Raw genomic sequence first — 20,774 nt, 5'->3', positions numbered from 1 at the left:
AGCCTACCGATGGCCAAGACCATTCTCGACATCAAGGGTCTGCGCAAGACTTACGGCATCCATGAGGTTCTCAAGGGCGTCGATTGCGCCGTGCAGGAAGGCGAGGTCATCTCCATCATCGGCTCCTCCGGCTCCGGCAAGACCACCTTGTTGCGATGCGTCAACATGCTCGAGGAATTCCAGGGCGGCACGATCAGCCTCGACGGAGAGGAGATCGGCTATCACGTCGACGGCGCGACCCGGCGGCGCAAGAGCGAGAAGGAGATCGCGCGCCAGCGTGCGCTGACCGGCATGGCTTTTCAGCAGTTCAATCTCTTCCCGCACATGAGTGCCGCCGAAAACGTCATGCTCGGGCTCGTCAAGGTGAAGAAGATGACGAAGCCGGAAGCCCGCATCATTGCCGAAAAATGGCTCGACCGGGTCGGCCTCGCCGCCCGCGCCAATCATTATCCCGGCCAGCTCTCCGGCGGCCAGCAGCAGCGCGTCGCGATCGCCCGCGCCATCGCCATGTCGCCGCGGCTGATGCTGTTCGACGAGGTGACCTCGGCGCTCGACCCGGAACTGGTGGGCGAGGTGCTGCAGGTGATCAAGGGGCTTGCCGCCGACGGCATGACCATGCTGCTCGTCACCCATGAGATGCGTTTCGCTTACGAGGTTTCGTCCCGCGTCATCTTCATGAACCAGGGCGTCATCTGCGAGGAGGGCGATCCGAAGGAAATGTTCGTACGTCCGAGGACCGAACGGTTGGCCGAATTTCTCAAAACCTCGAGCTTCAACTAAGACGGGGCGAAGCGTGCGGCAGGTCGGCGACGGGGCCGCGCTCGCTTAAATTACGTTCAGTCTGCATTCCCGGCAGGCATATTTTCCGCAAAGCATCCGAGGCGTGCCGAAAATCCTAAGCCCAGGATTTTGGCATGCGCTTTGCTTTCTGTCTTGTATGCAAGATAGCCACACATCCGAGACCAACCAGAAGTCCATCGAGGCGACGATCGTCTCCGGCATCCTGTCCGCTAAGATCAGGCCCGGTACGCGGCTTGGCGAAAACCAGCTGGCGGCACTCTTTGGCGTGTCCCGAACCCGCGTCCGTGAAGCCATGATGCGCCTGGAGACGCGCGGCATCGTGCATGTCAGCCCCCGGCGCGGCTGGTTTGTCGTCGAGCCGTCCGCCGAAGAAGCGATCGCGGTTTATGAGGCAAGGCGCATCGTCGAGGCCGGTTTGCTGCGCAGCATGCGCAAGTTGACGGAGGAGGGGCGCAAGGCTCTCGACGCGCATCTGAACGAGGAACGAAATGCGATGGCGGCAGGCGACCGCCAGCGCCTGACCTATCTGATGGGCGATTTCCATATCCGCGTCGCGGAACTGAGCGGCAACGCCATCATCGTCGATATCCTGCGCGACCTGACCGCGAGGACAATCCTCATTTCGATGCTCTATCAATCCGAATTTCATGCAGCACAGTCCCACGAGGGGCACCGCCGCATTTTCGAGGCCATGCAGGCAGGCGATTTCGGCAGAGCTGCGGCGCTTGCCGTCGAACATCTTGATGAAGTCGAAATGGGCCTCGACCTCACGGCGCGCCCGGATCCGCTTTCGGATCTGCGCAATTCCCTGTCGCTTCCGCTAAAGGCCGCGTCCGCCGTCTCCCGACAGTCAGACTTAAAAACCACAACCTCAAAGGAGCAATGAATACATGCTGACAAGACGAGTCTTTTTCGCAATCGCGACCCTGGCCGCGACCTTCGGCTTCAACGCGCCGTCGCACGCCGATGCTCTCGCTGACATTACGGCGCGCGGTACGCTGCGTGTCGCAGTCCCGCAAGATTTCCCGCCCTTCGGCAGCGTCGGCACCGATATGGCGCCCATGGGCTATGATATCGACGTGGCTAATCTCATTGCCGAAAAGCTGAGCGTCAAAGCCGAGCTGGTGCCGGTCACGAGTGCCAACCGCGTCCCCTATCTGCAGACGAACAAGGTCGATCTCGTCATATCAAGTCTCGGCAAGAATCCGGAGCGCGAAAAGGTTATCGATTTCTCGGTCGCCTACGCGCCCTTCTTCAACGGTGTGTTCGGACCGGCCGATCTTGCGGTCGCCAAGGCGGAAGATCTCGCGGGCAAGAGCATCGGCGTCACGCGCGGCGCCGTGGAGGATCTCGAGCTGACAAAGATCGCGCCGGCCGATGCGACAATCAAGCGCTACGAGGACAATAACGGCACCATCTCGGCGTTCCTGTCCGGCCAGGTCGACATCATTGCCACCGGCAACGTCGTGGCGGCTGCGATCCTCGCCAAGAATCCTCCCAAGCGCCCTGAGCTGAAGTTCCTCATCAAGAACTCGCCCTGCTACATCGGCCTCAGCAAGGAACAGTCCGGCCTGCTGGAGAAGGTGAACGGCGTTATCGCCGCCGCCAAGTCCGACGGCACGCTGAACGCGATATCGCAGAAGTGGCTCGGCGCCGATCTGCCGTCCGATCTGTAAGCAAACCTGGATCTTGCGCATGTCTCCTGCGGCCGCGGGATGACATGCGCTCCGTCACCGCAAGAGGGGACATTCCTTGAGCTACCATTTCGAATTCGGTTGGCTGCTTCAATATTATCCCGAGATCATCAAGGGTGTGCTGATTACCCTGGAGCTTATCGCCATCGGCGGTGTGCTCGGCATTTCGCTCGGCATCTTCTGCGCCTGGGTGCGGGCGCTCGGCCCGGTCTGGCTGAAGCCGGTCGTCGCGGCCTATGTCGAACTGATCCGCAACACCCCGTTCCTGATCCAGCTTTTCTTCATCTTTTTCGGTCTGCCATCGCTTGGCCTCCAGCTCTCCGAACTGACAGCCGCCAATCTTGCCATGGTCGTCAACCTCGGCGCCTATAGCTGCGAGATCATCCGTGCCGGCATCCAGGCAACGCCAAAAGGCCAGTTCGAGGCAGGCGAGAGCCTCGCCATGACCCGCTTCGAGACTTTCCGCCACGTCGTTCTCGTGCCGTCGCTGCAGCGCATCTGGCCGGCGCTGTCGTCGCAAGTGGTCATCGTCATGCTCGGCTCAGCGGTCGTATCGCAGATCGCCGCCGAGGATCTGACCTTCGCCGCGAATTTCATACAATCGCGAACCTTCCGCGCCTTTGAGGCCTACATCGTCTCGACATCAATCTATCTCGCGCTGGCGATCCTGCTCCGGCAGGTGCTGGGCCTGATCGGCTGGTTCATCTTCCCGAGGAGGGTAGTGCGATGATCACGTTCACGCTTTGGGACATCCTGCGTAACCTGCTGCTCGCCACCCGCTGGACGATCCTTCTTTCGCTTGTCTCGTTCGTCGGCGGCGGTATGGTTGGCTTGTGTCTGCTATTCCTGCGCATCAGCAGGCGCAAGCCCGCCAGGGTACTCGCAAAATATTACATCGAGCTCTTCCAGGGCACGCCGCTGCTGATGCAGCTCTTCATCGCCTTTTTCGGTCTCGGCCTCTTCGGAATAGACGTGCCGGCTTGGCTTGCCGCAGGATTGGCGCTGATCCTGTGGAGCGCCGCCTTTCTCACCGAGATCTGGCGAGGCTGCGTCGAAGCGGTTGCGAAGGGGCAATGGGAAGCTTCCGCCAGTCTCGGCATGGGGCGTCTGCAGCAGATGCGTTACGTCATCCTTCCGCAGGCGCTGAGGATCGCCATACCGCCGACCGTCGGTTTCTCCGTTCAGATCATCAAGGGCACGGCGCTGACCTCGATCATCGGCTTCGTCGAATTGTCGAAGGCCGGCACCGTGGTCACCAACGCCACCTTCCAGCCCTTCACCGTCTATGGGCTCGTGGCGCTCATCTATTTCGCCCTTTGCTGGCCCTTGTCGAAAAGCAGCCAGATCCTGGAGAGAAAACTCAATGTCGCTCATCGAAATCACTGACGTCCACAAGAGCTTTGGCGCCACCGAGGTGCTGAAAGGCATCAATCTCGATGTCGAGCCGGGGGAGGTCATCGCCATTATCGGCAAGAGCGGTTCGGGCAAATCGACCCTGCTTCGCTGCATCAACGGACTGGAGACAATCACCAGCGGCTCCATCTCCGTGGCCGGTGCGCAGCTCCTCGACGATGAGGTGCACCTCAAGGCACTGCGTCTCAAGGTCGGCATGATCTTTCAGCAATTCAACCTTTTCCCGCACTTAAGCGCCGGCGGCAATGTCATGCTGTCGCAAACCGTGGTCAAGAAGACCGCGAAGGCCGAGGCAGAAGCTACCGCCCGCAAGATGCTGGAGCGGGTGGGGCTGGGGCACAAGTTCGACGCTTATCCGGATGAGCTCTCGGGCGGCCAGCAACAGCGAGTCGCCATCGCCCGCGCGCTCGCAATGCAGCCGACCGCGCTTCTCTGCGACGAGATTACGTCGGCGCTTGATCCGGAACTGGTCGCCGAAGTTCTGGCCGTCGTGCGCGAGCTTGCCGCCGAGGGAATGACGCTGCTGATGGTCACGCATGAGATGAAGTTCGCCCGCGACGTCTGCAGTCGCGTCGTCTTCATGCATCAGGGCAGGGTCCACGAAGCAGGCCGGCCGGAGGATGTCTTCGCCAATCCGCAGACTGCCGAGCTCAGGCAGTTTCTTGGTGTCGGCTAAATCGCGCCGCATCAAATTTGATTCATGCGACGCGCTTTAGCTCTTTGTTTTTATGCATGGCGTGGTCCCGGAACCGTGCACACTTCCGGGCGACATGCATTGGGGTCGTCATGGTGGCCGCGTGATTGGGCGGCGAACAGCTACCGCCATTTTTTGGTGAGAAATCCCGACGGACCTTGAACCGGATCGCTGTGGGGGAGGGGTACGGATGCGATTTTTGCCAGCGTGTCGCTGGATGCAGCCGAAGTCTGAATGTCGGCATGCTGTCCCTTGGGATAAGCGCCGACCACCTGGAAGTCCGACGTGCAGCCGAGATTTTGGTGCCCTGTCCCGGCCGGAAGCACCAAACAATCCCCCGCCGCGACCTTTATGGCTTGACCGCCGGGACCGCCAATCAGAAGGGTGGCGCTACCACGTGCAACTCCGAGCACCTCGTGTGCGCCGGCATGGTAGTGCTGATAATCGAAAACACCGTTTGTCCAGATGCCTATCCAACCGCTTGCCGCGAAGCGATCCTCGAAAGCGCAATGTCCGTGGTCGTCAACAAGCCCCGTGTAAAGCAGCACAGGAAGGCGCTGATTGTTCGGAACCCAGTCGCTCGGCTCGAAAATTGTCGCTTCGACGTGCATGTTCAATTCCCAGGTTGTCATCGATCGCCGCGGCAAGAGGAAGCGCGGAGCCATTGCAACTGTTCACACCGGCGTTTTGAGGCGCTCTTCGCCGAAGGCATCCGCGCTGGCGGCGGCAAAAACCAAACTTTGGTGATTGCCAAAGGTTCCTCGACACGCCCGGCAGGAGGTTGCCTGATGCTCGCGCTCGGAGCCAAGACAAGAGCGAGGGCGCTCTGCGCGCCCCCGATCCGGCAGCGTGCGGTCGCTTCGGCTCGTCAGTGGGCCAGCATCTCTTCGGCGATCTGCTTGCCGTTCAGGTTCGCGGGGTAGTAGGTCGGCCAGTTGGTGACCTCGTTCAACAGCGTGGCGCGGTCATTGCCCCAGTAAAGATGGTAGTGGTCGGCCTTCTCGGGGGCGACGATGTGGTCGCTGAACTGAATGAACCGAGGTGCGGCGTCGTCACCGGCGCTTTTCCTGAAGATGAAACGAACGCCTCGATTGCCCTTCTTGTAGGTGAGGATTTCGTGCCCATCCGTCTCGTAGTCTCCGGTCACGGAGTCCTTGCCGCGGAAAAACGTAACCTTCTTTCCGTTGATGACGATCCGGCCGACATCGGTCTTGTATCCCGTGTCATAGTAGGCACGATATTCCCCGGCGCTCTTGTCGCCATGTTTCGCCTTGTCGGCCAACACCGGATCCAAGGTTCCGTTGACAAGATAGGGGTAGACCGACTGCCAGTCGCCTTCCCAATCCGACAGTTCACGCGCCTTTACCTGATCGTCATCGAAATACCCATCATGTACCGACCCCTTCTTATCGTGGGAATGGCTGTGGCCGTGATTGTTCCCCGAAGATGTCTGGGCGCCTGCCGTTCCCGCAAAAGTCAACGTTGCGGATACAGCCAGGGCGTAGCTGAGTGTTGTGATCGCCTTCTTCATTCACTGAAACCTTTCGATTGGCCGGCACGGCTCGTGTTCGATACGTCATGTAATAACATTACAAATGCCGATTAGCGTGGTTTGGCCGCAAGCGCAAGGTGGGAGATGCGCGTCGCTTGGTGATCACCATTCGAACGCATTGCATTCAAGTCAATTGGGGCGCATCGCTGCAAAAGCTCCGGTTCATACCGAAATCCCGCGTCATCTTCGTGCACCAGGGTCGTCTGCGGGGAGGGCGATCCGAAGGAAATGTTTGTGCGTCCGACGCAAATAGCCACCTTGGCCTTATGGACTTCGCTCTCGCGGCCGGCGTCTGCTAATTTCTGCGGCAAAGCTGCCGCGGCGACGCCGGTCGGTCATCTCCTGCTTTCCGGCGTGAGCGCCAATTGCAAAATCCGCATCAACAGCCGCATGGAGTCATCCGATGGTCCACCGGCGCGGAAATTATGCTTGATGCCATCCATCGCAGCCGCAATAAGCGCAGCGAGGTCAGCAGGTCGGCCTCCTGATGCTACCAGATCGATTTCCCCCCGCTCTCGGGCTTCCCCCAAGGCCCCTGACAACAGCGCGATGAGCTTCGATCGGGCGGCAATCGTTATGTCCTCGGCGAACTCCATGTTCGTTTCGAACAGTTCCTTGGCGTTTTCGCTGTTGCCGAACGGGGCGATCAACCCTTCCTGGAAGGCGGAGATGGCAGCCGCGATACGATCGATCACATCGCCCGTCCGATTAAGGACCGCTTCCACCTCGGCCATTGTCAATCGGTGCGCACGGGCGGAACCGGCCCGAAACAGTTCTTCCTTGCTGTTGAAAGCAAGATAGAGCGAAGCGCGCGATATCCCTGCCGCGCGCGCAATATCCGCCATGGTGGTTTTCTGAAAGCCGTACCGGGCGAACACTGGGAGCGCGGAATCCAGAATATGAGCTGATTTGCGATCTTCATTTTTCATATGGACACATTGACACTGCTTGTCTGAGGTGTCAAAAGTCAGATAGACAAATTGAGTCCAATTGTCTTGTCTATCTGACCATCGCTAAGGAGCAGGACGATGAATCGGACGCAACTACCGAAGGACACCACGGTCCTTGTCACAGGTATCAGTGGTTTCCTGGGCGGGCACGTGGCGCTGCAGTTGCTGCAACAAGGTTATCGCGTTCGGGGAAGCATGCGGGCGATGCGTTCAGCGCCGGAAATCGGCTCGCGCTTTCAGCCTTTCGCTAAAAGTCTGAGCTTCGTCGAAGCCGACCTCGACCAAGATCTCTGCTGGACGCAGGCGATTGAGGGCTGCGACTACGTCATCCACACGGCGTCTCCGTTTCCAAGCGGCGCGGTGCGCGACGCGGCAGGGCTCATCCGGACAGCGCGGGAGGGTACTCTCCGCGTATTGCGCGCCGCCCATTCGCGGAAAGTGCAAAGGGTCGTCCTTACCTCATCCATCGCGGCCACCAACCATGGTGGCGGACGCGCTCCATTCAGCGAGACGGACTGGACCGACACTGAGAGCAAACGGGCAACCGCTTACTACCAATCCAAGACATTGGCCGAACGCGCCGCATGGGCGTTCGCCGAACAAAACGATCTTCCTCTCGCGGTGATAAATCCGGGCCTCATCCTTGGCCCTTTAATGGGCAATGACTGCGGCACGTCGGTTGGACTGATCAAACATTTGATGAGCGGCAGATTCAGGAGGCTCCCGCGTTACGGCTGTGCAATCGCGGATGTTCGCGATGTCGCCCTTGCCCATGTCCGCGCGATGATCCAGCCTGAAGCTGCCGGACACAGATTCATCGTTGGAGGACGCGTCTTCTGGATGAAAGACCTTGCGCGCGTTCTTGCCCAATCCTTTCCAGATTACGCATCACAATTGCCATCCGCAGAACTTCCGAACTGGGTCGTCCGAATTCTGGCGCTCATCGATGCCGACGCTCGGATGATCGTTCATGAGCTTGGACGGGACCTGCGCATCAACACCGCCAAGGCAGAAACGATGTTGCAATGGCAGCCGCGCCCTGAGGAGGAAACTATCCGCGCCTGCGGTCAGAGCCTGATCGACAACGGCCTGGTGACCGCCGGTCGTCAAAATAGATCTGCGCGGCGAAGAGCAAATGCATCCAGGAGATGAAAATGACAAGCAATGGTCAAACTGCAGCTGACCACATCCGTGAAATCGAGCGCACCCGGCTGCGTGCACTGGTCGCGGCCGATATGGCCGCGGCCAGGCCTCTTCACGCCGATGATTTTCAATTGATCACGCCAATCGGTGTAGCCCTCTCGCGCGAGGAATATCTAGGCGCTATCGAAGCCGGACACATCGAGTATCGGGCTTGGGAGCCAAGTGACATTGCGGTCCGCCTCAATGGCTCCGCTGCGGTGATACGTTATCGTGCGCGCCTCGAAGTCATCTTCAACGGGCACGCCGTGCCGCCCGGGGAGTATTGGCATACAGATACTTATGAACACCGCGACGGAGAGTGGATGGTTGTCTGGTCGCAGGCAACAGCCGTCGGCCGCCGATAGCCGCGAGATCGGCGCCCCCGCGACGCAAATAGATCTTCGCCTTCGCGAGATCTACCGAAGTTCAACGTGCGGCCGCTCGGTCTTCGGGAATAAATATCTCGACAGGGCGGCCGCTCCGGGAATTATCGGTCCTTGTTGCCGGCAGGGGCGGGCAGCAAGACTGGCTCGGTCGAGCGTGTCGGAGCCATCAGCTGTGCAAGGACGTCATCGGCCGACTGGCTCGAACTGCCGATGCCGGCCTCACGCAGCTGGCGGTCGAGATCGCTGCCGTTTTCCAGTGCGGCCAGTTCAGCCCCGGCTTCGATGCGTCCGGCGGTGATTTCCTGGCGTTTCTTGATGCGTTCGAGACTTTCCACGGCGCTGCCGAGACGGGTGTTGATGCCCGACTGGTTATGGGCGATCGCCGATTGGGCGCGCAAGAGCGACTCATTGGCTTTGACGTTCTCCACCTCGCGCTTCATCTGCGCGATGCGCGACTCGGTTTCCTGAATCGTCCGCAGCATCTGCTGCTGGCGGGGCAGCAGCCGATCGAGCTCTTCCTGGTCTCGCTGCACTTCGGCGCGACTATTGGCAATGCGCTGCGCCAGACCCTGCGCGAGATCCGTACGGCCCGCGGAGATCGCAGCGCGGGCGCTGTCGGTATCCTTGGTTTCCTTCGCTCGGTTTTCTTCAAGCCGGCGCATGACGCTCTTGTTCGATGCCATAATGCCGGCGAGATCGGATCGCGCCCGGCGCAGCGACTGTTCGGCGTCGCGAATTTCCTGGTCGAGAATGCGCATGGATTGGCTGTCGGCGGCTGCTTCTGCTGCCTCGTTGATGCCGCCGCGAATGGCGGTAAAAATTTTTCCCCAGGTGCTCACGCTGCAATCTCCCCGCTTTTCCATTCTTCAATCATATGCGCTGCATCGACGGCATTGGCAGCCAGAATTGCGACTTCCTCCACGACGGTCTCGGCCGGCGAGCGTGCTGAAAGCGAGCCAAACAATTCGTACCATTCCTCACCGTCGATCGTGGTGATGCCGAAACTGGAAAGCGGCACGAACTTGTGCGTCTTCAGAACCATGCGTTCGAAGGCCTCTCGCTTGGGCACCTCCTTGCAGGGCACTAGAACAACGCTGACGAGGATGTCGCGCTCGCCGCTCACCGTGACGAAAACGTCAAGATCGCCTCTTTCCTTCAGCGTTACGCACAAGACGTCCCCGTGTTCGGGTACGGCTACGTCAACATCGCCGAGCGCCTCCGGATCCGCGGCGAACAGGCGCGTTAAAGTGGTGAGGTTCCAGGTCTCCAAAAAAGTCCTCCATCGGTTAGAGCGTCAAAAATATCTGGGTAGTCGGTTTACAACTTAAAGGTCTGGTGCGCGAAATAAATTTCGGTAGGGTGCACGTTAGCAACGGGGGAATCGCTTGCCATTTATCGCTTCATTTTTGCGGCGTATATATCTTTCGCTCGGCGAATTGGCCTGGTCAGCGCTTTTTCTTGTCCTCGTTCTCCATCTGGTCGCGTCTTACCTGCTCTTTATGTTGGCAGGCGAGGGCGATCTCGTCAGCAACCCCGTCGACTTCCTTTATTACTATGTGGTCACCGCAACGACTGTCGGCTATGGCGATCTTTCTCCAAAGTCGGCGCCCGGCCGGATCATCACCGTCCTGGTCGTTCTTCCCGGTGGCATTGCCATCTTTACTGCAGTTCTTGGCAAGTTGTTGACAGCTATCGGTACGATCTGGAGGAATCGCATGCGCGGATTGGGTGATTACAGCGAACGCGCCGGCCATATCATTGTTCTGGGCTGGCAAGAGGGGCAGACATACCAGACGATGCGGCTGCTGCATTCCGAACGCCAAGCCAACGAGCCGATGAGCGTTCTGGTCGCCAAGGATCTGCCGGAGAACCCCGCCAGCGACTGCACCGACTATATCAGAACCGATCGGCTTGCCGATGCCGATGCACTGGTGCGGGCCGGCGTGGCCCAGGCACGCGCCATCATCGCGCGCGGCGCTAATGACGACGAGACGCTGGCCGCAGTCCTGATTGCCGAGGATCACGCGCCCAATGCCCATATCGTGGCCTATTTCGCCGATGACCGAACGGCACAGATGGTCAAACAGCTGCGGCCGCGCGTCGAGGCGGTGGGCTCGCTCGCCGAGGAGCTTCTGTCGCGTTCAGCGCGTGACCCGGGCTCCTCGGAAATCGCCGCACGCCTGCTGTCGGCCGCCTCCTCCGACACGGCCTTTTCCCTGCCGGTACCACCTTTGCAAACGCCACTGCTCTATGGCGACGTGTTTTTAAGGCTCAAGCGTCGGTACAACGTGACACTGGTGGGCATGCTGAGCCAAGGCATGACCGATCTGAATTGCCGAGACGAGACGCCGATGCACGGCGGGGAGACTCTTTACTACATCAGCGGAATGCGGCTAGATCCCGCTGCCATCGTCTGGGCTAGAATGGGAGACGAAACATGATCGGCTGGTTCGGTGGAAATAAGAATGAAAAGCCTCTGCCCAAAGAGCTGGGTCCCTTAAGCGCGGCCATCGGTGGGGCGTTCGAGATCGATTTCCTCTCCCTTGAAGCTGATGCTCTTGGCGGCGAGCCAGCCATGCCGCTGCCACGGAGCGGGCCGTTCATCATTGCCGGCTACGGTGAGGTTTCGCTCGATGCCGCCACGGTTCTGTCGCGCTACTACGATGAAGAGAACCGGATGATTCAGGTGATGTCGGCCTCGGGCAAGCCGGGTGATGCGATCGACGATATCAGCTTTTATCAGCCGTGGGACAGTGTCGTGCCGGCCGGTCAGAGCGAATGGAACCGCTGGACCGGTCCAGCCGGCCTGATCGGCCAGCCATCCTATGATGCCGACGGGATCCTCTATAATCGCTTCTGGGGCGACGGCCCGGAGCGCGCCCAACTGGTGGAATTTATTGAAAAGGTCGACGACGGCGAAGCGCAGCGCTCCATTCACCAGACCTGCATGTTGTATTACCGCCCACTTGGCTCGACGCGCGAAATGCTTCTGATCAACGTCGAGCGCGACCTCGACCTCGGCCAGAGCCAGGCGGGCAGTTCAGTGGAATTTCTGATCGGTTACGGTCTGGCTCCAGCCGATGTTTGCCGCGTCTGATGGACCCTATCAATTTTAACGGAGGAATTTATCGATGCTCGATTACGTGGCGGGCCTGCCTGCCTTCCTTGGCTATTTCGCCGTCGGTCTAGCCGCATACGCTGTTTTCGCGGTGATCTACACATTCCTGACACCGCAAAAGGAAGTCCAGCTCATTCGCGCAGGCAATCTTGCCGCGGTCACGGCATTTTTGGGAGCGCTTGTCGGTTTCAGTCTGCCTCTGGCTTCGGCCGCGGCTAATTCGGTCAGCATCGTCGACTATATCATATGGGCGGTGGTCGGCATTCTGGCGCAGATCCTCGCTTTCTATATTGCGAATTTCACCATGAGGGATCTGCATGAGAAGATCACTGCCGACAATATCGCCGCAGGCATCTGGGGCGGCGGCATCGCGCTGGTCATCGGTATTCTCAACGCCGCCTGCATGACCTATTGAGGGGAGGGAACGATGCGCAGACGTAAGAGCGGGCATAGACGACCTTTCCTGGCCCTTGGCACTATCGCTGCCTCGACCCTGGCGCTATCCGGTTGCGGCGATCAGACGCCTTCGGAGGTTATGTTCACCTCCGTCGACCAATGCGTGGCATCCGGCATGGACCGGCAGGTCTGCCAAGCCGGCTATCAGGATGCGATGCGGGCCCACCTCGCCGCCGCGCCGCGTTTCGACGGCATGGCCGCCTGCGAAGCCGAATATGGCAAGGGCCAGTGCACGGAACAGCAGGCCAACGCCGTCCCCAACAATACCGGCGGCAGCGGCAGCTTCTTTACGCCGTTCCTGGCAGGCTACATGCTGTCTTCGGCACTGAACAACATCAGCGACTATTCCGATTATCGCCGGCGCCAGGAGGCGGGTGGTTCCTACTACGGTTCGACGCCGATTTATCGCAATCGCTCGGGGCAGACGCTGACAACGACGGTTCGCTCAGGCGGCGCGGACAGTGTGACTGCGCCCTCGCGCCAGAGCGTCAAGCCGGTCAATGTCAATACCCGCACCGTCGCCCGGCAGGGCTTCGGTGGCCGTTCGTCCTTCAGTTTCGGCGGCTGACATGAAGCGCATCACTCTTCCCGCGCGTCCTGATTGGCGTGACAAGGCGCGCGCCGTCGGCTTCGGATTTCACGTCATGTATGGCGAGCCCTACTGGCTCGACGATGCGGCCTATACGTTCACGCTCGATGAAATCGAGGCGCAGATCGAAGAACCGAGCCAGGAACTGCATGACATGTGCGTGGATCTGGTCGGTGATATCGTCGGCAGCGAAGAGTCGCTCGACAGGCTGGCCATTCCGGAGGATCTGCGCGATGTGGTGCAGCGCTCCTGGCAGCGCCGCGACCGGCACCTTTACGGCCGTTTCGATCTTGCTTACGACGGCAGTGGCCCGGCTAAGCTGCTCGAATATAACGCCGATACTCCCACCTCGGTATTCGAGACCGCCTATTTCCAGTTCAACTGGCTGACCGATCAGATCGCTTTGGGAGTTCTGCCGAAGGAAGCGGACCAGTATAATTTCCTGCAAGAGAGCCTTGTCGAGGCGTTCGACCAGTTTCCCAAGGAGCCGATCTTCCACTTCGCTGCGATAACCGACAACGAGGAGGATCGCGGCACGACGGTCTATCTCATGGACTGTGCGGTGCAGGCCGGCCATCGCGTCGAGCTTCTCGACATTCGCGAGATCGGCATCGATGCCGAGGGCCGTTACACCGATCTCAGGGATCGGGTGATCGACCGCTGCTTCAAGCTGTATCCATGGGAATTCATGCTGCGCGAGCCGTTTGCCCGCGAACTCGCGCGCTCGGGCGATGTTTTCGTCGAGCCCGCCTGGAAGGCCGTGCTTTCCAACAAGGGGCTTCTGCCTTTGCTCTGGCAGCGCCATCCCAATCACCCCAATCTTTTGCCAAGCTATTTCACCGATGACCCTGCGGCGTCCACCTTGACCGACTATGTGCGCAAACCGCTGTTGTCGCGAGAAGGTGAGAACGTCACGATATTTCGACAGGGGCGGGAACTGGTTTCTGCTCCGGGCGATTACGGCGACGAAGGTTTCATCATCCAGGCTTACGCCCCGCTTTTCGAAAGCGACGGCGGCTTCGCCGTGCTCGGCAGCTGGGTCGCCGGTGATCGCGCCTGCGGTCTTGCGGTTCGCGAAGATCGGACGCGGATAACGGCCAATCTATCGCGCTTCGTTCCGCACGTTATAATGGAGTAACAGGTGATATGCCCGTATTGATAGCAAAAGTGGCGTAAGATAGCTTATGGAACATCCCTTGAAGAAAGGCATTACAAATACGTCGCGCTAATCCGATGCCTCTGAATCCTGCAGCCACGCCGGAATGTCCTGTTTGGCGTGCAGAAGCCGCCACACATCGACGTGGTCGGCCCGCTCAAGATAGAAGACCACATAGGGAAAGCCTTTGATCGTCGTGCAGCGCAGATCGGGCAGACCGAGTTCATATGCGTAGCGCAATGAACCCGATGCGGGATGCTCTGCGATCAAAGTATAGGTCGATTGCAGTGCATCGATGAAACCTATCGCTATCTGTGCTCCCGCCGTGCGAGCGTAATAATCCACGGCATTCTCGACATCCCCGCGAGCTGACTGGCGGGGGACGACAGGTTTCGCGGTCACTTGGCGCTTTGTTTCGTTGCGCGTTCGCGCAAGCTATCGAAATAGCTGGTATTAACGGGTTCGGTCACCTCGGTTGACGCGCCTTCAAGCAGAAGATTGCGCAACTGCTGCCGATCCTTGTCGTGACGGATCAGTTCGCGCACGTACTCGCTGCTCGTGCCATATCCTCGGCCGGCGACCTGCTGGTCGACGAAGTGCTTCAGATGATCCGGTAGCGAGATATTCATCGTGCTCATGGGACCAAAATAGCCGCCATGGCAAAATTTGGCAAGGGGTGGCCCTTCGTACGGCGGCGAGGCGCATCGCGCCATTGGCGACGACGCAGCGTTCGACCTCAGCTATCGAACGCGATTTCGCTCGCCTTCCGGGAAACTCCGAGATTCCAATCCCGTAGAGCATCGCACACCTCGGCTCGTGTGGGCGCGCCGGTGCGTCCGCCGAACACCCGGCATTTCAGCGCCGCCGCCATCGACGACAAGCGCATCGTCTCTTCGATCGGCAGGCCTTCAGCGATCGCCAGCGCGAAAGCGCCGTGGAAGATGTCGCCCGCCGCAAGCGTGTCGACCGTTCTGACCTTCGGGGCGGCAAGGTGACGGATATCGCCGCTTGGGTCATCGAACCACAGGGAGCCTGTTTCGCCGGCTGTGACGCTGATGAAGGCGTGTTCGAATTTCCGCTTCAGAAGGCCGACGCTTTCCACGAGATCTGCCGTTCCGGCAAGTCGCTCGGCGGCCGGCTGCGAAAAGATGATGTGAGAGGCGGCCGGCGCGAGCATTTCGATAACGCCCTCGCCAGCAACATCGCCATCGAGAATAGCAGGTTTGCCGGCTTCGCGGGCCGCGATCAGCGTCCGCAGCGCCAGCTTCGGCCAGCGGACGTCGACCAGCACGGCATCGAAGGCAGAAATCTCCTGCGTGCTGACCGGCCTGACCGTATCGTGGAGCCGCGCGTCGTAGAAGGGCACGATCAAGCGTTCGCCCTGATCATCGATGAGGATGGTCGAGATGGCCGAGCGGGCGCCGTCGATACGCAGCATGTCGCTCGTAACGATGCCGCTCTTGCCAAGATCGGCGATGATGCGTTCGCCGGCAGCATCGTTGCCAACCGCGCCCCAGAGGCTGGCGGCGCCGCCAAGCCGGACGATGGCATAGGCTGCACTCGACGCCATGCCTTCGGCAACCTGCAGCATCTCATAGGGCAGGATCTTGCCCTGACCGGCGGGCAAAGTTCGGACGCGAAACAGCGTGTCCAGAACCGCCGCGCCGACACATAATACGCGGCGCGCCGGACCCGGCGGCCGGTCGAGGCTGAAGGAAGTCGTCAAGGGCCGCCCCGCCCGCTCACTTGACCGCTCCGGCCGTCAGCCCTGCAACGATCTGCCGTTGCGCGAACACGGTCAAGATCAGGACGGGCAAGGTGACGATCAACGCCGCCGCTGCAAGCGGCCCCCAACTGACCTGCTCGAAGGAGAGCATGTTGTAGACGGCAACGGGAAGTGTGCGCGTCTCGCGGCTGGCGAGCACGATGCCGAAGACGAAATTGTTCCAGGAGAAGATAACCGACAGAATGAAAGCCACGACGATGCCCGGCCTCGCGATCGGCAGAGCGACCAGGCGGAAAACCTGCCAGGGCGTCGCGCCGTCGATGCTTGCGGCCTCCTCCAGCTCCATCGGCGTCGTCTCGAAATAGCCGATCATGATCCATACGACGATCGGCACCGTGACCACCAGGTGGATGATGATCTGCGGCATCAGCGTCCCGAGCAGGTTCAGCCACTGAAACAGCAGAAAGAGCGGAATGAGGAAGGACAGGCCCGGCGTCATGCGCGCGATCATGATGACCATCGCCGACTTCTCCGCCTTCAGGCGCGCAATGCCATATCCGGCAGGCACGCCGATCAAGAGCGCCAGAAGCGTGGCGCTGCCTGTTACCAGCAGCGAATTCCAGAGGTAGAGGAAGAAGTTGTTCTCCTCGAAAACCTTCAGATAGTTCGTCCAGGCGAAACGCTCCGGAATGAAGATCGGCGGATAGGCGCCATTGTCGATTTCATATTTCAGCGACAACGAGATCATCCAGAGGAAAAACAGGATGACTGGCGAGATCATCACCAGAGCGACGAACAGTAGTCCGATGCGGTCGAGCGTCTTGCGCTTCATCAGCGTCCCTCCCCGTTCGACCAGTTCGCCCGCTGCCGGACCATCAGAAGCACGAAGGACAGCAGTACGATCAGGATGAAGAAGATGACCGCCATGGCCGAGCCGTAACCGATATCGTAATAGGCGAAGGCCGTGTTGTAGAGATAGATGTTGATCGTTTCCGAGGCCGTGCCGGGGCCGCCCTGGGTCATGGCGTAGATGATGTCGAAGCTCTTTACGGCATCGATGCTGCGGATGATCACGGCGATCATCAGGAACGGCGCAATCATCGGCAGCGTCAGATAGCGGAACTTCTGCCAGACATTGGCTCCGTCGATCTCCGCACTTTCATAGGGTTCGCGCGGAACCGCCGCCAGGCCGCCGAGCACGATCAGCATGACGAGCGGCGTCCATTGCCAGGTCTCGACCAGAACCAGCGAGGGGATGACGCTGCTCTGGTTATAAATCCACTCCTGCGGTCCAATGCCGACAAAGGACAGGAGGTAATTGAGAACCCCGAGCTGCGGATGGAACATCATCGTCCACACCAGCGCGATGGCGACAGGCGTCGCCATCATCGGCATCACGAATATGCCGCGTAAAAGACCGCGGAACGGAAACTGGGCATCGAAGATCAGCGCGGCGAGCGTCCCAAGAAACAGGGGCGCTGCCACGGAGAGCGTCGTATAAAGCATCGTGTGCCAGAGCGACTCCCAGAAACGCAGGTCGACCGCCAGGCGGGCATAATTGTCCAGCCCTGCAAAGACTTGCGATTGACCGAGCGTCCAGCTGTTCACGCTCATCCACAGGGTAAACACCCATGGAAAAACGATGACGGCTGATATGACGATCAGCGCCGGGATGACGAAGGGCCAGTAGTTCGGAGCAAACCGATCCGGTTTGCTCCTTCCTTTGTGCGCGGCCTTGGTCGCTGCGGCCGTTTCAATGCTCGCCGCCATTATCCCTCGCTTTTCGCCAGGACGGGTTCGAATTGGGCCGTCGCCGCCTTCAGTTCGGTTGCCGGATCGGCGCCGCCGATCATGTTGGTCAGACCGACGCCATAGATGTCGCGGAACTCGGTGACCGGAATGATGACCGGCAACGCGAGCTGCGAAATCTTGCCGGAGCCGGCGACGGCATCCAGCCATGCGCCCGGCATCTTGACGCCTTCGCGGACCTTCGCATCCTCAAGCACGGACTGACGGAAAGGAACGCCGGCGCCGGCCTGCAGCAGGCGCGCGCCCATGTCGTGCGAAATCGCCCATTGGCAGAAGAGGTAGGCTGCTTCCTTTTTCTGGCTTGCCGCGACGACGCCAAGGCCGTCGCCGAAGGTTCCCGCTGCCTGCGCCTTCGGACCTTTCGGCATGATACCGTACCCGACCTGGCCGACGACACGCGACTTTTCAGGGTTCTCGATCGGCGGGGCAAAGCCGACGCCATCCAGCCACATGCCGATCTTGCCTTGCAGGAAGGCAGACTGCGCCTCGGCCCAATTGAAGCCCGAGACGCCGGGAGGGGCGGTCTTGGTCATCAGCCTCTGGTACAGCGTGGCGGCATCGATCGCTTCCTGCGATGTCGTCCGTAGCTTGCCGTCCGGTCCGAGCGGGCTCGATCCGTAGCCGAGCAGCAACGTCGTCCAGACCGGCGTATTGGCGTTCTTCAGGCCGCGGGCGACGAAGCCGTAGGTGTTGGTCGAAGGATCGGTCAGCGCCTCTGCGGCGCTTGCCAGCTCTTCGAAGTTCGTGGGGTAAGCAAGCCCCTTTTTCTCGAACAGCGTCTTGTTCCAGTAGATGATCCAGTAATCGACCGAGAAGGGCAGCGAACGCAGGACGCCATCCGCATCCTTGGCGAAGGCGAGGCCGGCTTCGGCAAAATCGCTTTCAGTAAGCGACGGGTCGGTTAGGGATGGGTCCTTGAGAAACCCGCTGATATCGGCAAGCCAGCCGCCTTTCTCGAACTGCCGTTTCTGAACGTGGTAGCTCATGTGCACGACGTCGAAGCTCGGCTTCCCGGAGCTGAGCTCGATGGTCGTCTTCTGGCGCTGCTGTTGTTCAGGCGTTGCTTCGGCATTGACCTTGATGCCGGTGAGTTCCTCGAACTCGGGCAGGTACTTGGTCAGGATTTCGCTGCGCGGGCTCTTGACCAGGTTGACTTCGAGCGATGTGCCGGCGAAGCGCTTCCAGTCGACGGCAGCGGCGGCCGGCCGCATGCCGAGCACGCTGCTGGCCCCGAGAGCGGCCGTGCCCGCTAGAAAACCGCGCCGCGTCGAATTGAAGAATGATGGCATGTTGATCCTCCTCCTTTTGCCGGCGATCTCCTCATCCCCGGCTGTTCATTCCCGATTATATCCTGAGCGCACGATCCCTTGCATGATTGATATGTGCGACAAGACTGTTGACGGCGTCCTCCGCCGATCGTCGTTCGATCGCCTCGAGCACTTTCAGATGCTCGCCCATGACGGGTCCGACGTGACCGTCGATGCGAAAGCGATCCTGGCTGATCAGGCGCATCTTGATCGAATTCACGCGGTAGGCGTTCGAAATAATGGTATTCCCCAGGGCATCGATAAAGGCATCGTGCATGCCCCAATCGACGGCCTGGGCACGCAGCTCTAATTCGTGCGAGCTATCGCCGTTTCGGATGGCCTCGGCAATATCCCGATGCTGCTTCAACAGTCCGGCGATCGTCTCGTCCGACGCCGACCGGGTGAAGAGCGCCACGGCCTCCTTTTCCAGGAACACGCGCAGTTGGAAGGCTTCGCGAATGAGGTTCAAATCGATGTGAGCGATCTGCAAGCCCCGTTGCGGCACCGTCTTGATCAGCCCTTCGGCTTCAAGCCTGGGAATGAGCTCGCGGATGGCGCCAAGCGTCAGTCCCGTCAATTCGACGAGGCGGCGCTGCGAAACGAACTGGCCGGGACGCACGTCACGCGCAAGCAGGTGGCGCGTGAAACTCGCATAAGCCTTTTCCCGCAGCGTCGGCTGCTCGTCCGTTCCGTCCATCGCCTCCTCCAGCAACATGTCCGACCTACGCGGCTTTCGACCGGAAAAGATCGTCGAAAGCGCGGGCGAGCCGGGCGTTCCCCTCCCCGGATATTGAAACGAGCGGCGGACGAACCGCAAGCCAGATTTCATCCGATGTCTGATGTGCCACCATGGCTTTCACCGCTGGGACAACAGGATATTTGAGCAACTCGTCCACGAATGCCTCGATACGGGGGTCGTCCTTGCCGTCTTCGGCCATCAGCTTGACGTCGTCAGGTGCGAAATTCGCCATACCGGAGATCGCGCCCTGGCCGCCAAGCCGAACGCCCCTGGCGAGATGGCGTTCATCGCCGATCAGGATGATGAGGTCGCCGTGTGTCTTGAGCAGGCTTTCCGTGAAAGGCCAGTCGCCGGAAGAATCCTTGACTCCAGTGACAATGTTCGGAAAGGCGGTGCGCAAGCGGCCGATCAGCGACACCGTCAGCGGAACCATGGTGATGGAGGGAATGTTGTAGACGATGATGTCCCGCGCCTGATCACCCAGCATGGCGAAGACCGCCGAAAACCACTGGAAGACACCATCATCGCCGACGTTTTTAAAATAGGACGGCGGAGCCAGAAGGATATTCCTCGCTCCGAGCGAAAGGGCATGACCCGCCTGTTTCGCCGCATCCTCCACCGAGTCGACCAGCACGCCGGCGATGATGTCCTCTGCAGCGATCCCTGCATCGAGGAAGGCGGCGACCACGCGCTCGCGTTCCCGGCTTCCGATGGATGAGCCCTCCCCCGTCGTCCCGAACAATGTGACGCTGCCGCAGCCGGCAGCCAGGCACCGTTGCCCCTGCGCAATCATCGCATCGAGGGCGATATCGCTATTGCCGTCAAACGGCGTGGCAAGGGCGACAGAAAGCCCGAATTTTGATGGCAATATCATTCCTCCCCATCTGGTGGATCAGGTTTAGCAGACTAACATGTTAGCTGTAAAGACTTGACTGCCGAAGTGAGGACTTTGTCCGCTGGACGCAATGGATATTCCTGAAGCTCTATGAGCGTGGCCTGGCCTATCAGGCGGAGGTTCCGGTCAACTGGTGTCCGGCGCAGGGGACGGTGCTGGCGAACGAGGAGGTCAGGACGGCAGGTATGTCGAGAGAGCACGGAGGCGGATCTCAGAAGCAGGAAGAGCGGTTGATTGGGCCTCAGTGGCTGGATGGCGCCCGCCAGCGGCGTAGAGCCCGTCAGCGTTATTGGGAGCAGCCAATTGC

At 60.1% G+C, this 20,774-nt stretch carries 26 protein-coding genes and 1 pseudogene; 14 read left to right on the top strand and 13 right to left on the bottom strand.

The window, feature by feature from the left end:
• Positions 1-9 precede the first annotated feature (9 nt).
• From GGI60_RS16180 to GGI60_RS16155, 6 genes are all read left to right on the top strand, one after another.
• A complete protein-coding gene (locus GGI60_RS16180) occupies positions 10-780 on the top strand; it encodes an amino acid ABC transporter ATP-binding protein (RefSeq protein WP_183934638.1) in 771 nt (256 codons plus the stop codon).
• A 157-nt stretch (positions 781-937) separates the two neighbouring features.
• Positions 938-1,687 carry a GntR family transcriptional regulator gene (locus GGI60_RS16175; protein ID WP_183934637.1) on the top strand — a complete coding sequence of 250 codons (750 nt, stop codon included), beginning with the start codon at positions 938-940 and terminating at the stop codon, positions 1,685-1,687.
• A 4-nt stretch (positions 1,688-1,691) separates the two neighbouring features.
• On the top strand, positions 1,692-2,477 hold the full coding sequence (locus GGI60_RS16170; RefSeq protein ID WP_183934636.1) for a transporter substrate-binding domain-containing protein: 786 nt from the start codon (positions 1,692-1,694) through the stop codon (positions 2,475-2,477).
• Positions 2,478-2,553: 76 nt separating this feature from the next.
• Positions 2,554-3,225, top strand: a complete 672-nt coding sequence (locus GGI60_RS16165) for an amino acid ABC transporter permease (RefSeq protein ID WP_183934635.1) — start codon at positions 2,554-2,556, stop codon at positions 3,223-3,225.
• Positions 3,222-3,881 (top strand): amino acid ABC transporter permease, encoded by a 660-nt coding sequence (locus tag GGI60_RS16160; protein ID WP_183934634.1) that lies wholly within the window; start codon positions 3,222-3,224, stop codon positions 3,879-3,881. Before GGI60_RS16165 ends, GGI60_RS16160 begins: the two co-directional genes overlap by 4 nt.
• The gene (locus GGI60_RS16155) at positions 3,859-4,584 is read left to right on the top strand and encodes an amino acid ABC transporter ATP-binding protein (protein WP_183934633.1); all 726 of its coding nucleotides are present in this window, start codon (positions 3,859-3,861) and stop codon (positions 4,582-4,584) included. The genes GGI60_RS16160 and GGI60_RS16155 overlap by 23 nt, the downstream gene beginning before the upstream one ends.
• Positions 4,585-4,724: 140 nt before the next feature.
• Here the strand turns inward: GGI60_RS16155 and GGI60_RS16150 are convergent, their stop codons facing one another.
• The 3 genes from GGI60_RS16150 to GGI60_RS16140 form a co-directional block, all read right to left on the bottom strand.
• A complete protein-coding gene (locus GGI60_RS16150) occupies positions 4,725-5,213 on the bottom strand; it encodes a cupin domain-containing protein (protein WP_183934632.1) in 489 nt (162 codons plus the stop codon).
• Positions 5,214-5,470: 257 nt separating this feature from the next.
• The gene (locus GGI60_RS16145; protein WP_183934631.1) at positions 5,471-6,133 is read right to left on the bottom strand and encodes a metal-binding protein ZinT; all 663 of its coding nucleotides are present in this window, start codon (positions 6,131-6,133) and stop codon (positions 5,471-5,473) included.
• A 356-nt stretch (positions 6,134-6,489) separates the two neighbouring features.
• Complete coding sequence (locus GGI60_RS16140) at positions 6,490-7,083, bottom strand: TetR/AcrR family transcriptional regulator (protein ID WP_183934630.1); 594 nt, start codon at positions 7,081-7,083, stop codon at positions 6,490-6,492.
• Between the two features lie 99 nt (positions 7,084-7,182).
• On the opposite strand from GGI60_RS16140, the gene GGI60_RS16135 reads away from it, so the two are divergent.
• Positions 7,183-8,256, top strand: a complete 1,074-nt coding sequence (locus GGI60_RS16135; protein ID WP_183934629.1) for an NAD-dependent epimerase/dehydratase family protein — start codon at positions 7,183-7,185, stop codon at positions 8,254-8,256.
• Positions 8,257-8,258: 2 nt separating this feature from the next.
• On the top strand, positions 8,259-8,651 hold the full coding sequence (locus tag GGI60_RS16130) for a nuclear transport factor 2 family protein (protein WP_246720413.1): 393 nt from the start codon (positions 8,259-8,261) through the stop codon (positions 8,649-8,651).
• 122 nt (positions 8,652-8,773) lie between these two features.
• Here GGI60_RS16130 and GGI60_RS16125 read toward each other — a convergent pair whose 3' ends face one another.
• Both GGI60_RS16125 and GGI60_RS16120 read right to left on the bottom strand, forming a co-directional pair.
• A complete protein-coding gene (locus GGI60_RS16125; protein WP_183934627.1) occupies positions 8,774-9,511 on the bottom strand; it encodes a PspA/IM30 family protein in 738 nt (245 codons plus the stop codon).
• On the bottom strand, positions 9,508-9,942 hold the full coding sequence (locus GGI60_RS16120) for a YjfI family protein (RefSeq protein ID WP_183934626.1): 435 nt from the start codon (positions 9,940-9,942) through the stop codon (positions 9,508-9,510). The genes GGI60_RS16125 and GGI60_RS16120 overlap by 4 nt, the downstream gene beginning before the upstream one ends.
• Before the next feature lie 115 nt (positions 9,943-10,057).
• On the opposite strand from GGI60_RS16120, the gene GGI60_RS16115 reads away from it, so the two are divergent.
• The 5 genes from GGI60_RS16115 to GGI60_RS16095 are packed head-to-tail and all read left to right on the top strand — an operon-like array spanning position 10,058 to position 13,973.
• Positions 10,058-11,113: an ion channel gene (locus GGI60_RS16115; RefSeq protein WP_183934625.1), complete on the top strand. Its 1,056-nt coding sequence runs from the start codon at positions 10,058-10,060 to the stop codon at positions 11,111-11,113.
• Entirely contained in the window at positions 11,110-11,769 is a 660-nt protein-coding gene (locus GGI60_RS16110) for a YjfK family protein (protein WP_183934624.1), read from the top strand. Before GGI60_RS16115 ends, GGI60_RS16110 begins: the two co-directional genes overlap by 4 nt.
• A gap of 34 nt (positions 11,770-11,803) precedes the next feature.
• Positions 11,804-12,205 carry a DUF350 domain-containing protein gene (locus tag GGI60_RS16105; RefSeq protein WP_183934623.1) on the top strand — a complete coding sequence of 134 codons (402 nt, stop codon included), beginning with the start codon at positions 11,804-11,806 and terminating at the stop codon, positions 12,203-12,205.
• Between the two features lie 12 nt (positions 12,206-12,217).
• Entirely contained in the window at positions 12,218-12,814 is a 597-nt protein-coding gene (locus GGI60_RS16100; protein ID WP_183934622.1) for a DUF1190 domain-containing protein, read from the top strand.
• A gap of 1 nt (position 12,815) precedes the next feature.
• Positions 12,816-13,973 carry a glutathionylspermidine synthase family protein gene (locus GGI60_RS16095; RefSeq protein ID WP_183934621.1) on the top strand — a complete coding sequence of 386 codons (1,158 nt, stop codon included), beginning with the start codon at positions 12,816-12,818 and terminating at the stop codon, positions 13,971-13,973.
• An 87-nt stretch (positions 13,974-14,060) separates the two neighbouring features.
• On the opposite strand, the gene GGI60_RS16090 is transcribed toward GGI60_RS16095, so the two are convergent.
• From GGI60_RS16090 to GGI60_RS16055, 8 genes are all read right to left on the bottom strand, one after another.
• The gene (locus GGI60_RS16090) at positions 14,061-14,393 is read right to left on the bottom strand and encodes a type II toxin-antitoxin system RelE/ParE family toxin (protein WP_183934620.1); all 333 of its coding nucleotides are present in this window, start codon (positions 14,391-14,393) and stop codon (positions 14,061-14,063) included.
• Positions 14,390-14,629 (bottom strand): type II toxin-antitoxin system ParD family antitoxin, encoded by a 240-nt coding sequence (locus GGI60_RS16085; protein WP_183934619.1) that lies wholly within the window; start codon positions 14,627-14,629, stop codon positions 14,390-14,392. The genes GGI60_RS16090 and GGI60_RS16085 overlap by 4 nt, the downstream gene beginning before the upstream one ends.
• A gap of 98 nt (positions 14,630-14,727) precedes the next feature.
• Positions 14,728-15,717, bottom strand: coding sequence for a sugar kinase (locus GGI60_RS16080; protein ID WP_183934618.1), 990 nt, complete (start codon positions 15,715-15,717; stop codon positions 14,728-14,730).
• Positions 15,718-15,733: 16 nt separating this feature from the next.
• Positions 15,734-16,549, bottom strand: coding sequence for a carbohydrate ABC transporter permease (locus GGI60_RS16075; protein WP_183934617.1), 816 nt, complete (start codon positions 16,547-16,549; stop codon positions 15,734-15,736).
• Positions 16,549-17,490: a carbohydrate ABC transporter permease gene (locus GGI60_RS16070; RefSeq protein ID WP_183934831.1), complete on the bottom strand. Its 942-nt coding sequence runs from the start codon at positions 17,488-17,490 to the stop codon at positions 16,549-16,551. Before GGI60_RS16070 ends, GGI60_RS16075 begins: the two co-directional genes overlap by 1 nt.
• Positions 17,487-18,815, bottom strand: a complete 1,329-nt coding sequence (locus GGI60_RS16065) for an ABC transporter substrate-binding protein (RefSeq protein ID WP_183934616.1) — start codon at positions 18,813-18,815, stop codon at positions 17,487-17,489. The genes GGI60_RS16070 and GGI60_RS16065 overlap by 4 nt, the downstream gene beginning before the upstream one ends.
• Positions 18,816-18,870: 55 nt before the next feature.
• Positions 18,871-19,548, bottom strand: coding sequence for a GntR family transcriptional regulator (locus tag GGI60_RS16060; protein WP_183934615.1), 678 nt, complete (start codon positions 19,546-19,548; stop codon positions 18,871-18,873).
• Positions 19,549-19,555: 7 nt separating this feature from the next.
• Positions 19,556-20,440 (bottom strand): dihydrodipicolinate synthase family protein, encoded by an 885-nt coding sequence (locus tag GGI60_RS16055; protein WP_183934614.1) that lies wholly within the window; start codon positions 20,438-20,440, stop codon positions 19,556-19,558.
• An 80-nt stretch (positions 20,441-20,520) separates the two neighbouring features.
• Here GGI60_RS16055 and GGI60_RS32780 point away from each other — a divergent pair.
• A pseudogene (locus GGI60_RS32780) lies at positions 20,521-20,684 on the top strand (class I tRNA ligase family protein); the annotation flags it as partial.
• Positions 20,685-20,774 lie beyond the last annotated feature (90 nt).

This window comes from Rhizobium lentis (assembly GCF_014200175.1).
Taxonomy (GTDB): Bacteria; Pseudomonadota; Alphaproteobacteria; order Rhizobiales; family Rhizobiaceae; genus Rhizobium; species Rhizobium mulingense.
The sequence above is the reverse complement of the archived record's forward strand: the minus strand, read 5'-3'. Positions and strand labels throughout refer to the sequence as shown.

Excerpts from the sequence above, each read along its gene's own strand:
- GGI60_RS16180 (WP_183934638.1), top strand. The coding sequence starts at position 10 with ATGGCCAAGACCATTCTCGACATCAAGGGTCTGCGCAAGACTTACGGC.
- GGI60_RS16175 (WP_183934637.1), top strand. The coding sequence starts at position 938 with ATGCAAGATAGCCACACATCCGAGACCAACCAGAAGTCCATCGAGGCG.
- GGI60_RS16170 (WP_183934636.1), top strand. The coding sequence starts at position 1,692 with ATGCTGACAAGACGAGTCTTTTTCGCAATCGCGACCCTGGCCGCGACC.
- GGI60_RS16160 (WP_183934634.1), top strand. The coding sequence starts at position 3,222 with ATGATCACGTTCACGCTTTGGGACATCCTGCGTAACCTGCTGCTCGCC.
- GGI60_RS16155 (WP_183934633.1), top strand. The coding sequence starts at position 3,859 with ATGTCGCTCATCGAAATCACTGACGTCCACAAGAGCTTTGGCGCCACC.
- GGI60_RS16150 (WP_183934632.1), bottom strand. The coding sequence starts at position 5,213 with ATGCACGTCGAAGCGACAATTTTCGAGCCGAGCGACTGGGTTCCGAAC.
- GGI60_RS16145 (WP_183934631.1), bottom strand. The coding sequence starts at position 6,133 with ATGAAGAAGGCGATCACAACACTCAGCTACGCCCTGGCTGTATCCGCA.
- GGI60_RS16140 (WP_183934630.1), bottom strand. The coding sequence starts at position 7,083 with ATGAAAAATGAAGATCGCAAATCAGCTCATATTCTGGATTCCGCGCTC.
- GGI60_RS16135 (WP_183934629.1), top strand. The coding sequence starts at position 7,183 with ATGAATCGGACGCAACTACCGAAGGACACCACGGTCCTTGTCACAGGT.
- GGI60_RS16130 (WP_246720413.1), top strand. The coding sequence starts at position 8,259 with ATGACAAGCAATGGTCAAACTGCAGCTGACCACATCCGTGAAATCGAG.
- GGI60_RS16110 (WP_183934624.1), top strand. The coding sequence starts at position 11,110 with ATGATCGGCTGGTTCGGTGGAAATAAGAATGAAAAGCCTCTGCCCAAA.
- GGI60_RS16105 (WP_183934623.1), top strand. The coding sequence starts at position 11,804 with ATGCTCGATTACGTGGCGGGCCTGCCTGCCTTCCTTGGCTATTTCGCC.
- GGI60_RS16100 (WP_183934622.1), top strand. The coding sequence starts at position 12,218 with ATGCGCAGACGTAAGAGCGGGCATAGACGACCTTTCCTGGCCCTTGGC.
- GGI60_RS16095 (WP_183934621.1), top strand. The coding sequence starts at position 12,816 with ATGAAGCGCATCACTCTTCCCGCGCGTCCTGATTGGCGTGACAAGGCG.
- GGI60_RS16085 (WP_183934619.1), bottom strand. The coding sequence starts at position 14,629 with ATGAGCACGATGAATATCTCGCTACCGGATCATCTGAAGCACTTCGTC.
- GGI60_RS16075 (WP_183934617.1), bottom strand. The coding sequence starts at position 16,549 with ATGAAGCGCAAGACGCTCGACCGCATCGGACTACTGTTCGTCGCTCTG.
- GGI60_RS16065 (WP_183934616.1), bottom strand. The coding sequence starts at position 18,815 with ATGCCATCATTCTTCAATTCGACGCGGCGCGGTTTTCTAGCGGGCACG.
- GGI60_RS16060 (WP_183934615.1), bottom strand. The coding sequence starts at position 19,548 with ATGTTGCTGGAGGAGGCGATGGACGGAACGGACGAGCAGCCGACGCTG.